Raw genomic sequence first — 14,272 nt, 5'->3', positions numbered from 1 at the left:
TTTATATTGCAAACTGGTTTTCCCTTCGCAGCAGGACGGACATGTCACGACCCACGTTATTGCTCGTCGACGATGACGATACCCTGCGGAACCGTCTGACGCGGGCGTTTTCGGCCCGTGGTTATGACGTTTACGCAGCGGCGAACTACGAAGAAGCGATCAGCCAAGCGATCGAAGCGAAGCCGGAAAGGGCCGTGCTGGATCTGAAAATGCCTGGCCGCTCGGGATTAGATCTGCTGCGCGATCTGCGAGAAGTTTCCCCCACCACCAAGGCGGTGCTGCTAACCGGTTATGGGAGTATTTCCAACGCGGTCGAGGCGATACGGCTTGGCGCAGTCAATTATGTGACTAAACCTGCCGACGCCGATGAGATCTTGGCCGCGTTTGATGAGAAGGCCGCCGAGGATCTGACGGCGTCTCCGATTGAGTACCAACCGCAATCCCTGGCCGAAGCCGAATGGGGGCATATCCATCGGGTTCTCGATGATTGTGGTGGAAATCTTTCCGAAGCGGCTCGCTTGCTCGGTATCCCGCGGCGCACTTTGCAGCGCAAATTGAAGAAGTTGGCGCCCTGATTTCTGGTCAGGAACAGCGAGTCCTGTAGTCACCCCCCAAAGTAGTGCGACTCTTTGACGCGTCGCAGGTGGCTGTTTGTTTTCGGTAACATTCAAATCTTTAACGCGGTCAACAGACCGCCGAAGAGCGAAGCCAAACGGCGTTCAGTGGCTTTTTTTTAGCCAGTACGCTTTTTAGGCCTTGGCGCTGAGAAGTCTCGTCGGAGAGACTTTCCCTTGTCGTGCTCGGTAAAGACCAGCCGTCCCCTAGGACGAATTGCAGTCATGGACCGCTTCCTATTTCCACGTTGGGTAAACCGTTTTGTGCCGCTAGCCGGCGCCGGTTTCGTTGCGTTCGCAATCTATAGCGGCGTAGTTTTCGTCTTTGCGACGGCGCCCGAAACGATCAGCGTCGGGCACGCTCCGATCCAGCCGGTGCCGTTCAGCCATCGGCTGCATGCCGGTCGTTTGAAGATGGATTGCCGCTATTGTCACAACACGGTGGACGAAGCGGCTCAAGCCGCGGTGCCGCCGACCGCGACCTGCGGCAACTGTCACACTCCGGCTGGCGCCGATGGAACCGCAAAGTACGCGGCGGTCTTGGTCAGCAGCCCGAATCTAGAGCCGGTGCATAGCAGCATCGCGACCGGCGAGTCGGTCGATTGGCAGCGCGTGCATGACCTGCCGGACTTCGTCTACTTCGATCACAGCGCCCACGTCACTCGCGGCGTTTCCTGCGTTAGCTGTCACGGCCGGGTCGACACGATGGATGTCGTCACCCAAGTCGAGCCGCTCTCGATGGCCTTCTGTTTGGATTGTCACCGCAGTCCTGACGCTCACATTCGTCCGCTGGACGAAGTGACGAACCTGGCCTGGCAAGCGCCGGGTTCCGATACGGACCCGCACGCTGCAGCCTTGTTGGGCGCCGAGATCCGCAAAGAAAACGATATTCAACCTTCCACGAACTGTTCGACGTGCCATCGATGAAGTCCGACTCGCAAAAAAACTATTGGCGCAGCCTCGACGAGCTCGAAAATACGCCCGAGTTCGAGCAGTTCCTGCACCGTGAATTTCCGGTCGCCGCCTCGGAGTTTCCGGAAGGGGTCTCACGCCGTCGCTGGATGCAGTTGATGGGCGCTTCCCTGTCGCTGGGCGCCGGCGTCGTCGGTTGCGATTTTCCGAAAGCGTTGCGTTTTCCGGAAGAGACGATCGCGCCGTTCGCCGTTCGTCCCGAGAATCGCGTCCCCGGCAAGACCGAGAAGTTCGCCAGCACGCTGGAAATCGCCGGCTCGGTTCGCCCGGTTGTCGTCACCAGCTATGACGGCCGCCCGATCAAAGTCGATGGCAACGCCGAGCATCCCGAAGGGCAGGGCTCGGATCAATACATTCAGGCGACCGTCCTGGAAGTTTACGATCCCGATCGGCTCCGCGGTTTGACCGAATTCAAAGGGGAAGAGCATTTCGATCGTTCCTGGGACGAGTTCGAAATCTCGTGGAAGAACGTCGCCGAAGAGTTGGGCGCCGGCGGCAAGTTGGCCGTGCTGACGCAAGGCTCGGCTTCTCCCAGCTATCAAGACTCGCTGCAGAAACTTCGCCAGCGTTTTCCGCAAGCGAAGGTTTATCAATACGACTCGATCACGCGAGACAGCGAAGCGGCTGGCGTGCAAGCGGCGTTCGGCCAGAGCGTCACGCCCAAGTATCATCTCGACAAAGCGGACGTGATCGTCGTCATCGACGAAGACTTCTTCGGCATGCACCCGACCGGGCAGCGTAACTCGAAAGAGTTCGCGGTTCGTCGCGCTCCGGAAGAAGGCGAGATGAATCGGCTGTATGTTGTCGAGAGCCAATTCACGACCGCCGGTTTGGCCGCCGATCATCGGATCGCCGTTCCGGCCACGCGGATCGCCAGCTTTGTCGCCGACCTTGAAGCTCGTATGGCCGGCGGCGAAGTCGCCGAGCCGGCCGAAGACGCCGATCGTCACGAGAAGTTCATCATCGCGCTGGTCGACGATCTGAAGAAGCATCAGGGCAAAGCGGTCATCGCCGTGGGCCCGCGTCAGCCGGCCGAAGTTCAGGCCGCCGTCTGGAAATTGAATCAGCAGATCGGCGCGATCGGCGCGACGGTCGAGTTGATTGACGCCGCGTTGCCGACCTCGGGCGAAGTCGGCACGCTGGAAGAATTGACCACGCAATTGAACGGCGGTTCGATCGATACGGTCATCGTCATCAGCGGCAATCCTGGTTACGACGCTCCGGCGAACGTCCCGTTTTCGGACGCGTTCAAGAAGGCCAAGCGCCGGCTCTTTTTTGGGTATTACAACAACGAGACTTCGGTCGACGCCGATTGGGTTTTGCCCGAGGCGCATGGGCTTGAGTCGTGGGGCGATTATGTCGCCGCCGACGGAAGTTACTGTTTGGCGCAGCCGTTGATCGAAACGATCTTCCACGGGCTCTCGAAGACCGAGTTCGTCGCGCTGTTGGCTGGTGCAGAAGAAAAGGACGGACGCACGATTGTGCGCCGCGTCGCCAAAGATCGCGTCGGATACGCGACCGAATCGGTCTGGAAGAAAATGGTGCATGATGGTTTTGCAGGCGGAGTCGCCGGCAAGACGCAAAGCGTTCAGCTGGCCGATAACATCGCCGCGCTGACCGCCGAGAAGGGCGCCTGGAAGCAGCGTCCGGCAAAAGACGAAGTCGAGCTGGTGTTGACGCCGGGAACGTCGACCTACGATGGCCGCTTCGCCAACAACTGTTGGTTGCAGGAACTGCCTGACACGCTGACCAAGCTGACCTGGGATAACGCGCTGCTGGTCAATCCGACCACGGCGGAAGCTTTGGGCTTGAAGCAAGGAATCTTGGCGACGATCACCTCGGGTGGGGCTTCGATCGACGCGCCGGTTTACCTGATGCCGGGCCTGGCTTTGGGAACGATCTCGTTGGCGTTGGGTTATGGTCGCACGCACGCTGGCAAAGTGGGCGGCGAAGTCGCAATCGGCATCGATCCGGTGGGGGTAGATGTCGGCAAGTTGCGACGTTCGGATGCGATGAGCGTCGTCACCGGCGTCCAAGTCAAATCGACCGGCAAATCGTACTTGCTGGCGACGACGCAAGACCATCATTCGATCGACAAGATCGGCCTGGCCGAGATTGCTCGCCGGATTCCGACGCTGGTTCGCGAAGGTACGGTCGAAGAGTTCAAGCATCATCCTGATTTTGCTCAGCATGTCGTCCATCATCCGCCGCTCGAGTCGCTCTGGACCGAAGCGTCGTACGATGGGCATGCTTGGGGGATGTCGATCGATCTGTCGAAGTGCCTGGGCTGCAACGCTTGCGTTGTCGCTTGTCAGGCCGAGAACAACGTGCCGATCGTCGGCAAAGAGCAGGTCTCGAAGGGACGCGAGATGCACTGGCTGCGGATCGATCGCTACTTTGCCGGCGATCCAGAAGATCCCGTCGCCGTGACGCAGCCGGTGACTTGTCATCACTGCGAGAACGCTCCGTGCGAGCAGGTCTGTCCGGTAGCGGCCACAGTGCACAGCGACGAAGGCCTGAACGATATGATCTACAACCGCTGTATCGGTACGCGGTACTGCGGTAACAACTGCCCGTACAAGGTTCGTCGATTCAACTTTCTCGATTACCGCGCCAGCGACTATCGCTTTGAAGAGTCAAATCGTCAGTTGGCCGAGCTGGTCTTCAATCCGGAAGTCACCGTCCGTAACCGCGGCGTGATGGAAAAATGCACCTACTGCGTGCAGCGAATCCAGAACACGAAGATCGACGCACGGCGCGATCGCCGCGCCATCGGCGCCAACGAAATCAAAACGGCTTGCCAAGAGGCTTGTTCGACCAGCGCCATTCAGTTTGGCGACTTGAACAATCCCGAAAACAACGCCTCCAAAAATCATAAGAACCCGCGTGCTTACGCGATGCTCGCCGAGTTGAATATCAAGCCGCGGACCAAGTATCTGGCTCGGATTCGCAATCCTCATCCTTGGTTGGCCGATCCGTTTGTCGAGCTGGAGCACATTCCGGGGCATGAGGGACATGTCGAGACCGATGGCGAACATGCTCACGACCATGAGCATGCCGACCATGAAGAACACGCTCCTGCGAAGACCGAATCCAAAGCCGCCCAATAGCTAAAACCCTTTCGTAGCTAAAACCCTGTAGTCCACGCGAAGAAACATGGCCACAGTAGACGAAGTCGCCGACATTACGCTGGAAACTCCGGGCAAGCGCGCGCCGCTTGTGACGGGCGGGCTTACTTTCAGCTCGATCACCGAAATCGTCGCCGGCGTTCCGGAGCAAGAGAAACCGCCGCTCGCGTGGTACATCGGCTTCAGCGTCTCGGTTGCGGCGATGGGAATGCTGTTCGCGCTGATCGGCTATCTGGTTTTTACCGGCGTCGGCGTCTGGGGCAATAATGTCCCGGTCTATTGGGGCTGGCCGATCGTCAACTTCGTGTTTTGGGTTGGTATCGGTCACGCCGGAACGCTGATTTCGGCCATCTTGTGCATCTTTCGTCAGAACTGGCGAACCAGCATCAACCGCTTCGCCGAAGCGATGACGATCTTCGCCGTTTGCTGTGCCGGTATTTTTCCGGCGGTGCATATCGGTCGCGTGTGGGTCTTCTATTGGCTCTTTCCGTATCCGAGTTTGTATCTCAACATGTGGCCGAACTTCCGCAGCCCGCTGCTGTGGGACGTGTTCGCCGTGTCGACGTATGCGACCGTTTCGATCTTGTTCTGGTACATGGGGATGATCCCCGACTTGGCGACCTTACGAGATCGGACCAAGTCGCGCGTCCACCAGATTGGTTACAGCATCGCCGCACTTGGCTGGACCGGTTCGGCTCGGCAGTGGTCGCGGTACGAAAAAGCGTACATCCTGCTGGCCGCGTTGGCTGCTCCGCTGGTGTTGTCGGTCCATACGATCGTTAGTTTCGACTTCGCCGTTTCGCAGTTGCCGGGTTGGCATACGACGATCTTTCCGCCGTATTTTGTCGCCGGCGCCGTGTTCAGCGGCTTCGGCATGGTGCTGACGTTGATCGTGCCGGCTCGCGAGTGGTTCGGCCTGAAAGATCTGGTCACCACGCGGCATCTAGAAAACATCTGCAAGATCTTACTCGCGACCGGCTCGATGGTCGGCTACGCCTACGCGATGGAATTTTTCATGGCCTGGTACAGCGGCGTGCCGAACGAACAGTTCACGTTCCTCAATCGTGCGTTTGGTCCCTATTACTGGGCTTACTGGACGATGGTTACCTGCAACGTGGTGGTGCCGCAGATCTTCTGGTTCAAAAAGTGCCGCACGACTCCCTGGATCATGTTTGTCGCGAGTATTTTTGTGAACATCGGCATGTGGTTCGAGCGTTTCGTGATTACGGTCACGTCGCTGTCGCGCGACTTCCTGCCGTCGAGTTGGGGCTATTTCGAGCCGACTTGGGTCGACATCGGCATGTTCGTGGGCAGTTTCGGTTTGTTTTTCACGCTGTTCCTCTTGTTCCTTCGATTTATGCCGATGGTCGCGATGGCCGAAGTCAAAAGCGTCATGCCGCACGGCGAACACGATCCCATAGCTGAGGCCGATCATGTCTAAGAACAAAGACAAAACGCGTCCTCAAACGCTGGGCCTGTTGGTCGAGTTTGACGACCAGGATGTATTGCTCAAAGCCTGCGAAGCGGTTCGCGACGCCGGACTGACCAAAACCGACGCACACGTCCCGTTTCCGGTGCACGGAATCGACGAAGCGCTCGGCATTCGCAAGACGATCCTGCCGTGGATCGTGCTCGCGATGGGGCTCACCGGCGGCATCTCCGGCTTGGCGATGCAGTACGTCTTGAATGCGACCGAGCAACCGGGCGCACTCTTCTCGGGCTATCCCTACATGATCTCAGGCAAGCCGACCTTCAGCTTGCCTGCGAATATCCCGGTTACGTTTGAGCTGACGATTTTGTTGGCGGCGTTTGGCGCGTTTTTCGGCATGTTGATCCTTAATCAATTGCCGACCTTCTCCAATCCGCTGTTCCGTCACCCCAACTTCGCCCGCGCGACGAATGATCGCTTCTTTTTGGTGCTCAACGCCGCGGATCCGAAATTCAAACTGCACAAGCATCGGGAGATGCTCGAAGCGTTCTCGCCGCTGGCGATCGATGAGATCGAAGCCGACCCGTCGAGCCACCAGATCCCGACCATCTACAAATATGTGGCGATCGTCTTCCTCTCGCTGCTGACCGTTCCGCCGATGTTGGTTTGGAACGCTCGCAATACGACCTCGCCGCTTCCGCGCCTGCACCCGATACTCGATATGGACGATCAGGTGAAAGCGAAAACGCAAACGACTTCGCCGATCTTCGCTGACGGACGCGCCATGCGTCCTCGCGTGCCGGGTTCTGTCGCTCGCGGAGAATGGCAGCCGCTCGAGTTTTTGACCGGCATCGTTCCGGCGCCCGAAGATATGTCCGAAGTCGCGATGCTGTTGCAGGAAGAGGATCCGGACGAGCCTGCCGCGGATGAAGCGAAACCGGCCGAAGACAAGCCTGCCGAGGAGAAGCCGGCGGCTGAAAAGCCGGCGGCTGAAAAGCCGGCGGACGGCGCCGCAGCGGACGAAGCGGCCCCGGCCGAGGATCTGCCGCCGGAACCGGATTGGGTGACGCAATTCCCCGAGACGCTGCAGATCAATTCGACCCTCGTCGAACGTGGTCAGCAGCGGTTCAACATTTACTGTGCGGTTTGCCATGGTTTGGCGGGAGACGGCAACGGGCTCGTCTCGATCCGAGCCTTTGAAATGCAGCAACCGACTTGGGTGCAGCCGACCAATCTGCATGATCCGAATGTGGTCAAGCAACCGGTGGGTCGGGTTTTCAACACGATTACCAACGGCATCCGCAAGATGCCTGGCTATGCGGCGCAAATTAATCCCGAGGACCGCTGGGCGATCGTCCTTTACTTGAAGGCGTTGCAGAAGTCGCGTGACGCGTCGATCCAGGATGTGCCGCAAATTGAAGCCGACGCGCTGAAGGGTCAAGGAAACTAACCATGGGCGACCACCACGACACTATTTCGGTTCCCAACGACGAGACCATTCGCTTGGGCGATATTCGCAACAAGCTGATGATCGGCGGATACGGCGTTGGCTTGGCGGCGATGGTCGTCGCGCTGCTGCTGGGCATGTTCGCCCAGGATCAGTTGCGTCACTTCTTCTTCGCTTACCTGACCAGCTATTTGTTCTTCCTGAGCATCTCGCTAGGCGCGTTGGGCTTTCTGGCGCTGCAGCATTTGACGCGCGCCGGCTGGAGCGCGTCGGTCCGCCGGATTACGGAAGTGATCGCGATGACGCTGGGCCCGATGGCGCTGCTGTTTTTGCCGATCTTGTTCTCGGTCCTCTCCGGCAGTTCGGTGTTGTTTGAATGGAACGACGCGGAGCTCGCGGCCAGCGACCATCTGTTGGCCGGCAAAGAGCCGTATCTCAACTCCACCTTCTTCGCGATCCGCGCCGTGATTTACTTTGGCGTGTGGATTGCCGCAGCGTGGTACTTCCTTTCGCAGTCGACCGCCCAAGACGAATCGGGCGATCCAAAGCTGACGCTGCGAATGGAGAATAAGAGCCCGCTGGTAGTCGCCGCATTCGCACTAACTGTCACGTTCGCTTCGATCGATTGGGCGATGTCGCTCGATTGGAAGTGGTTCAGCACCATGTTTGGCGTCTATTTCTTCGCTGGGGCCATGGTGTCGTTCTTTTCTTTCACCTTAATCTGTTGCGCTACCCTGCAATCGTGGGGCAAGCTGCGAGACGTGATAACCGTCGAGCGATATCACGACTTAAGCAAATTTATTTTCGGGTTCGTTTTGTTCTGGGGTTACATCGCTTTCAGCCAGTATCTGCTGTACTGGTACGGCAATATCCCGGAAGAAACGGTTTGGTATCTGGTGCGACAAAATGACGCATGGCGTAGTGTTTCACTAGTGTTACTATTTGGGCAGTTCATCATCCCGTTCCTTGGAACAATGTCCCGCGCAGTTCGCCGCAACAAGGCGTTAATGGTGGGATGGGCGATATTCCTTCTGGTCATGCATTGGGTCGACATGTTTTGGCTCGTCATGCCGCAGTACTCGCCGGAAAAACTGCCGTTGGGATGGATGGAACTAGCCTGCCTGATCGGTTTGGGCGGCTTTTTCATCGGGAACATTGCTTGGATTGCTGCAGAACGCCGCTTGTTGGCGATCCGCGATCCGCGACTTCCCGAATCGCTCGCACTGAAAAACATGTAAGTAGAGGAGGAAAGAGCAATGTCTGAAGTTGCTGAACTCGAACGCAAGATTTTATCGAACGACGCTCACTTGGGTCACGGAGCCGCGCTGCCGGCTCAAAAAGACGACCTGAACACCCCGGTCATCGCCGTGGTCGGTTTCGTCAGCGCCATTTTGACCTTCGCGATCGTGATGGGGCTGCAGGCGACTTATCACCAGTACGCCAACACGCTGCACGCCGAAGAAGTTGTCAACGTGAAGTCCGATGCGACAGGCAACATCCTCAGCGCCCAGAAGGCGTCGTTGAACGGCTACGGCTGGGTCAACAAAGATGCTGGTCAGGTCAGCCTGCCGATCGACCGCGCCATGCAGTTGGTCGTCAATGAATACTCGACGAAAGCGAAATAGGGTCCCATGTCGCCGGTCGTGCAGTTCGCCAATGCCGCAATTTTGCTGATCGCCCTGACGGCGTCATCGCAACAGTTGCGCGCCGAAGTTCCGGGCGAAGACCCGCAAGAGCTTCGCGATCTGACGATCATCGAACATTCGAATGACCTCTTGCCGCTAGATCTGACGTTCCGCGATGACGCCGGCGAGACGGTTCGCTTGGGAGATTACTTCCAGGGGAAGAACCCCGTTATTTTGTCGATGAACTATTCCAACTGTCCGATGCTCTGTCAGGTGCAGTTGAACGGCTTAGTGACCGGCTTGGACCGCGTCATCTGGACGGCGGGACAAGAGTACCAGGTCATCTCGGTCAGCATTGATCCGGCCGAGACGCCGGAGAAGGCGCTGAAGACCAAAGAAAAGTATCTTGAACTTTATGGTCGCCCTGAGAGCGCCGATGGTTGGCATTTTTTGACCGGCGATAAAGCGAGCATTCAGAAATTGGCCGACGCAATCGGTTTTCAATTTCGGTATGTGCCGGAGCGTAACGAGTATGCTCATCCGGCGCTGCTGACTCTTTGCACTCCAGACGGGAGAATCTCCCGTTATATGTATGGCGTGGAATTTCCGCCGCAAACGTTGCGGCTTTCGTTAGTGGAAGCAAGTGAAGGCAAGATCGGCACAACGACCGATCGATTTCTGCTATTCTGCTTTCATTACGATCCCAGCACAGGCGCCTATGGCCCGGTGGCGATGAATATCATGAAAGTTGGCGGCGCAAGCATGTTGGCCGCTTTGCTGATGTATCTCGCTCCGTATTGGCTTGCTTCTAGTTGGTTTCGCCGACGACGGCAAGCAAAAGAAGCACGGAAGGCGAACTGGCCTGTCGAAGAGAACGTCTCTGTCACCACGCGCTAAAGCACAATGAATTTGCTCAGCAATTTGCCTATGTTGGCGGACGCCGACGGCGGTCTGTTTTTCGGTCCCGCCAACTCGACGTTTGCGCCGATGGTCGACGACCTGTTCGACTTGATCTATTGGATCTCGGCGTTCTTTTTCGTCTTGATTGTCGGCGTGATGGTCTACTTCGTGTTGAAGTACTATCGCCGGCCGGGACATGGTCCGCAGCCGTCGCCAACGCACAACAACACGTTGGAAATCGCGTGGTCGGTGTTGCCGTCGTTCCTGTTGGTCGTCTTCTTCGTGATGGGCTTCACCAACTACATGAGCATGCGGACTCCGCCGGATGACGCCTACGAAATTCATGTTCAAGCGAAGAAATGGTCTTGGCTGTTCGTTTATCCCAACGGCGCCGAGTCGAGCGATCTGCACATTCCGGTGGGACGTCCGGTCCGGTTTATCCTGGAGTCGGAAGACGTGCTGCACAACATGTTCGTGCCGGCCTTCCGGACCAAAATGGACTGCGTGCCGGGACGCTACAACGAGATTTGGGTCCAAGCGGTGAACACCACCGGAACGGGCGTCAACCCCGACGACCACAAGCCGCATGACCTGTTTTGCGCCGAGTACTGCGGTCGCGATCACTCCAACATGCATGCGTTTGTTTACGTCTACGAGACCGGCGACTTTGACGCGTGGTTAGAAAAAGCCTCGAACTTGTACGAAGGCAACACCATGGTCCAAGTGGGCGAGATTCTCTACAAACGCAAAGGCTGCATCAGTTGTCATTCGATCGACGGCACGAAGAAAGCCGGTCCTTCGTTCAAAGACAGTTTCGGAACAGCGCACAAGTTCACCGACGGCACTGAAGCCGTGATGGATGAAAACTACATTCGCGAGTCGATTCGCGATCCGCGAGCCAAAGTGGTCGCTGGATATCAACCGGTCATGCCGGTGTTCCCCAGTTCGCGCCTGAGCGACAAGGATATCACGGCGATCGCCGAATTCATCAAGAGCCTGAAGTAACGAGAAATCCAAATGAGCGTTGGTTCGACGCCAGATAAATTTCAAGCCGCCAATTTAGACGGCGCCCAGACGCGGGAAGACAACTACCTGTTGGCTTCCAGCGGCGTCGGGTCATGGTTGTTCACCCTCGATCACAAGCGGATCGGGGTGATGTACCTGGTTGGCATCTTGGTATCGTTTTTCCTGGGAGGGATCTTCGCGCTGATCTTGCGTGCGGAACTGTTCACCGGGACGAAACTCTTCCTCACCGAAGACCAATACAACCAGATGTTCACGCTGCATGGAGCGGTGATGACCTTTTTGTTCATCATCCCTAGTATTCCGGCGGCGCTGGGCAACTTTGTGTTGCCGGTGATGCTCGGGCAGAAAGACGTCGCTTTTCCTCGAATGAACCTCGGTAGCTTCTACCTGTGGGTCGTCGGTGCGATCTTCTTCCTCTGCGCGATCATCTTTGGCGGACTCGATACCGGCTGGACGTTCTATACGCCGTATAGCGTGACGACCAGCACGCGAGTGATCTTGGCTTTGCTCGGCGTCTTCGTCCTGGGGTTCAGCTCGATTTTTACCGGGCTCAACTTCATTGTGACGATCAACACCATGCGTCCCCACGGGATGACCTGGTTCAAGATGCCGCTCTTTCTGTGGTCGATCTACGCCACGTCGATCATTCAGTTGTTGGCGACGCCGGTTCTCGGCATCACCGGCTTGCTGTTGATCGCCGAACGAGCGCTGCATATCGGGATATTTGATCCCGAGATGGGGGGCGATCCCGTGTTGTTCCAGCACTTCTTCTGGTTCTATTCGCACCCGGCCGTGTACATCATGATTTTGCCGGCGATGGGGATCATCAGCGAACTGATCGCCGTCTTCAGCCGCAAGCATATTTTCGGTTACCGCTTTATCGCCTATAGCTCGATCGCGATCGCGTTGTTGGGATTCCTGGTTTGGGGGCACCACATGTTCGTCAGCGGTCAGTCGCAACTTGCGGCGGTCGTTTTCAGCGGGCTCACCTTTAGCGTTTCGATTCCATCGGCGATCAAAGTGTTTAACTGGCTCGCGACGATGTACAAAGGATCGATCAGCCTGGCGACGCCGATGTGCTACGCGTTGGCGTTCATCTTCCTGTTTACGATCGGCGGTTTGACCGGGCTGTTTCTCGGCGCTTTGGCGACCGACATTCAACTGCACGACACGTACTTTGTGGTCGCTCACTTTCACTACGTGATGATGGGCGGAACGCTGGTCGCTTTTGTGGGCGGGCTCTATTACTGGTGGCCGAAGATGTTCGGCGTCATGTATAACGAGAACGCCGGCCGTTTGTTCTGCTTGATCGTCTTTTTGGGATTCAACCTGACGTTCTTCCCGCAGTTCATCATGGGCGCTCGCGGCATGCCGCGTCGCTATGCTCGGTACGTCGAAGAGTTTCAGATTTATCACCAGTTGTCGACGCTGGGAGCATTTTTGCTGGGCATCGGTATGGTGGGCGCGATCGGCGTGCTGTTGTACTCGCTCTACCGCGGCAAGAAGGCTCCGGCGAATCCGTGGGGCGCTAACACGCTGGAGTGGATGTGCAGTTCGCCTCCGCCGTTGGCCAACTTTGACAACCCGCCGCCGGTCGGCGATCCCTACGATTACAGCAATTTGCGATACGATGAACGGGAAGGCGGCTATGTCACCGTGCCCGGACCAGCTAAAAAAACGTCTAGCCACTGATGGAAACAAGTACGATGACGGTCGCTGAGTCGACGCACGAACACGACGCGCATGGTCACCACAGCCCCGAGGCGCATGTCGCCCACCATTTCGAATCGCCGCAACAGCAATTCGATTCGGGGAAGCTAGGGATTTGGATGTTCCTGATCACGGAAGTCCTGTTCTTTAGCGGCATGTTTTGCGCCTATGCGATCTACCGTTCGCTGCACCCCGAAATCTTTATTGACGCCGCCAAAGAGCTGAACGCGATGCTTGGCGCGCTCAATACGGTCGTGTTGATCGTCAGCAGCTTGACGATGGCCTGGGCGGTCCGCGCGGCTCAGCTGAGCCAGAAAAAGCTGTTGATTGTGTTGCTGTGGATTACGTTGGCGCTCGCCGGCGTCTTTCTCGGCGTGAAAACGGTCGAGTACACCACCAAATTCCAACACGAACTTTATCCCGGCATCTACAACCATTTCGCCCAAGAGCAGTATCCCACCGTCGCCGATAAGTATGTCTCGAAAGAGAATCAGGCCTCCGGCGGCGCAGAGCACGCGACCGAAGCTCCGGCTCACGGTGAAGAGCATAGCGAAGAACATGGTTCGACCCCCGCAACGGGCGAGCACGAAGAACATGCTCACGCCGAAGCCGGCGGACATGCTCATGCCGAAGCCGGCGGACATGGGCACGGCGGCGCTCAAGGAGTGCGAAATATCCACATCTTCTTCGGCATCTATTACATGATGACCGGGATTCACGCGATTCACATTATCGGCGGCATGGGCGCGATTGGTTGGCTGATCTATCGAGCCAACAAAGGCGAATTCAGCAGCGAGTACTTTGGTCCGGTCGACTACGTGGGCCTGTATTGGCACTTGGTCGACTTGATCTGGATTTACCTCTTCCCACTGCTTTACCTGATCCACTAAACGGAAGATCGACGCGATGAGCGATCACGCACAACCTAACGACGATTCGCACGATCACGGCATTCATGCCCATGTGATGTCGATGAGCACCTTGTTCGGCACGTTCGCCGCGCTGTTGGTGCTGACCGGGCTGACCGTTGCGATTTATGAAATTGACTTTGGCGCGATCGATATTTGGGTCGCCATGGGAATCGCGACGGTCAAAGCGACCTTGGTGGCGGTTTACTTCATGCACTTGCGATACGAGAAGCCGTTCATCACGCTTTCGTTTCTCTTCTCGTTGGCGTTTGTCGCGTTGTTTATCAGCGTCTCGCTGATGGACGCGCGCGAGTATGAACCGCAGGTCGAAGCGCTGCATAACGCTCAAATGCAAGAAGCGGCAGAGTAGGAAAAGCCACACGGTCGGCAACTGAGCCGCCGCTGCAATCTATTGCATCGGCCTCCGGCGTTACGTATAACGTCATCTGGCTTACCACATGCCCCAGTTTTGGGGTGGCTTTTCCTTTGTTGCTGGTTCTGGTTTTCCGCTTA

General features: G+C 57.2%; 12 protein-coding genes. All 12 read left to right on the top strand.

Annotation, left to right across the window (positions count from 1 at the left end; all coding sequences use genetic code 11):
* Positions 1-41: 41 nt before the first annotated feature.
* The 12 genes from DSM3645_RS19390 (at position 42) to DSM3645_RS19335 (ending at position 14,129) form a co-directional block, all read left to right on the top strand.
* Positions 42-575 (top strand): response regulator transcription factor, encoded by a 534-nt coding sequence (locus DSM3645_RS19390; RefSeq protein WP_002653997.1) that lies wholly within the window; start codon positions 42-44, stop codon positions 573-575.
* A 264-nt stretch (positions 576-839) separates the two neighbouring features.
* A complete protein-coding gene (locus tag DSM3645_RS19385; protein WP_040352816.1) occupies positions 840-1,541 on the top strand; it encodes a cytochrome c3 family protein in 702 nt (233 codons plus the stop codon).
* Positions 1,538-4,696, top strand: a complete 3,159-nt coding sequence (locus tag DSM3645_RS19380; RefSeq protein ID WP_002653995.1) for a TAT-variant-translocated molybdopterin oxidoreductase — start codon at positions 1,538-1,540, stop codon at positions 4,694-4,696. The genes DSM3645_RS19385 and DSM3645_RS19380 overlap by 4 nt, the downstream gene beginning before the upstream one ends.
* A gap of 46 nt (positions 4,697-4,742) precedes the next feature.
* Positions 4,743-6,155: an NrfD/PsrC family molybdoenzyme membrane anchor subunit gene (gene nrfD, locus DSM3645_RS19375; protein WP_002653994.1), complete on the top strand. Its 1,413-nt coding sequence runs from the start codon at positions 4,743-4,745 to the stop codon at positions 6,153-6,155.
* Positions 6,148-7,593 carry a quinol:electron acceptor oxidoreductase subunit ActD gene (locus DSM3645_RS28660; protein WP_002653993.1) on the top strand — a complete coding sequence of 482 codons (1,446 nt, stop codon included), beginning with the start codon at positions 6,148-6,150 and terminating at the stop codon, positions 7,591-7,593. The genes nrfD and DSM3645_RS28660 overlap by 8 nt, the downstream gene beginning before the upstream one ends.
* 2 nt (positions 7,594-7,595) lie before the next feature.
* On the top strand, positions 7,596-8,828 hold the full coding sequence (locus tag DSM3645_RS19365; RefSeq protein WP_002653992.1) for a hypothetical protein: 1,233 nt from the start codon (positions 7,596-7,598) through the stop codon (positions 8,826-8,828).
* Between the two features lie 18 nt (positions 8,829-8,846).
* Positions 8,847-9,215 (top strand): hypothetical protein, encoded by a 369-nt coding sequence (locus tag DSM3645_RS19360; RefSeq protein WP_002653991.1) that lies wholly within the window; start codon positions 8,847-8,849, stop codon positions 9,213-9,215.
* 6 nt (positions 9,216-9,221) lie between these two features.
* A complete protein-coding gene (locus DSM3645_RS19355) occupies positions 9,222-10,112 on the top strand; it encodes an SCO family protein (protein ID WP_002653990.1) in 891 nt (296 codons plus the stop codon).
* Between the two features lie 6 nt (positions 10,113-10,118).
* On the top strand, positions 10,119-11,120 hold the full coding sequence (coxB, locus tag DSM3645_RS19350) for a cytochrome c oxidase subunit II (protein ID WP_116344535.1): 1,002 nt from the start codon (positions 10,119-10,121) through the stop codon (positions 11,118-11,120).
* 12 nt (positions 11,121-11,132) lie between these two features.
* Positions 11,133-12,833 carry a cytochrome c oxidase subunit I gene (locus DSM3645_RS19345; RefSeq protein ID WP_002653988.1) on the top strand — a complete coding sequence of 567 codons (1,701 nt, stop codon included), beginning with the start codon at positions 11,133-11,135 and terminating at the stop codon, positions 12,831-12,833.
* Between the two features lie 14 nt (positions 12,834-12,847).
* A complete protein-coding gene (locus DSM3645_RS31850; RefSeq protein WP_116344534.1) occupies positions 12,848-13,741 on the top strand; it encodes a cytochrome c oxidase subunit 3 family protein in 894 nt (297 codons plus the stop codon).
* A 16-nt stretch (positions 13,742-13,757) separates the two neighbouring features.
* Positions 13,758-14,129 carry a cytochrome C oxidase subunit IV family protein gene (locus DSM3645_RS19335; protein WP_002653986.1) on the top strand — a complete coding sequence of 124 codons (372 nt, stop codon included), beginning with the start codon at positions 13,758-13,760 and terminating at the stop codon, positions 14,127-14,129.
* The last annotated feature ends 143 nt before the right edge of the window (positions 14,130-14,272 follow it).

This window comes from Blastopirellula marina DSM 3645 (assembly GCF_000153105.1).
GTDB lineage: Bacteria > Planctomycetota > Planctomycetia > Pirellulales > Pirellulaceae > Blastopirellula > Blastopirellula marina.
This window is presented reverse-complemented; position numbering and strand designations above follow the sequence as displayed.

What these genes read in the sequence shown, in the direction of transcription:
- DSM3645_RS19345 (WP_002653988.1), top strand. Translation starts at nt 11,133, where the DNA reads ATGAGCGTTGGTTCGACGCCAGATAAATTTCAAGCCGCCAATTTAGAC.
- DSM3645_RS19335 (WP_002653986.1), top strand. Translation starts at nt 13,758, where the DNA reads ATGAGCGATCACGCACAACCTAACGACGATTCGCACGATCACGGCATT.
- DSM3645_RS19360 (WP_002653991.1), top strand. Translation starts at nt 8,847, where the DNA reads ATGTCTGAAGTTGCTGAACTCGAACGCAAGATTTTATCGAACGACGCT.
- DSM3645_RS28660 (WP_002653993.1), top strand. Translation starts at nt 6,148, where the DNA reads ATGTCTAAGAACAAAGACAAAACGCGTCCTCAAACGCTGGGCCTGTTG.
- DSM3645_RS19380 (WP_002653995.1), top strand. Translation starts at nt 1,538, where the DNA reads ATGAAGTCCGACTCGCAAAAAAACTATTGGCGCAGCCTCGACGAGCTC.
- DSM3645_RS19355 (WP_002653990.1), top strand. Translation starts at nt 9,222, where the DNA reads ATGTCGCCGGTCGTGCAGTTCGCCAATGCCGCAATTTTGCTGATCGCC.
- DSM3645_RS19390 (WP_002653997.1), top strand. Translation starts at nt 42, where the DNA reads ATGTCACGACCCACGTTATTGCTCGTCGACGATGACGATACCCTGCGG.
- DSM3645_RS19385 (WP_040352816.1), top strand. Translation starts at nt 840, where the DNA reads ATGGACCGCTTCCTATTTCCACGTTGGGTAAACCGTTTTGTGCCGCTA.
- DSM3645_RS19365 (WP_002653992.1), top strand. Translation starts at nt 7,596, where the DNA reads ATGGGCGACCACCACGACACTATTTCGGTTCCCAACGACGAGACCATT.
- nrfD (WP_002653994.1), top strand. Translation starts at nt 4,743, where the DNA reads ATGGCCACAGTAGACGAAGTCGCCGACATTACGCTGGAAACTCCGGGC.
- DSM3645_RS31850 (WP_116344534.1), top strand. Translation starts at nt 12,848, where the DNA reads ATGACGGTCGCTGAGTCGACGCACGAACACGACGCGCATGGTCACCAC.
- coxB (WP_116344535.1), top strand. Translation starts at nt 10,119, where the DNA reads ATGAATTTGCTCAGCAATTTGCCTATGTTGGCGGACGCCGACGGCGGT.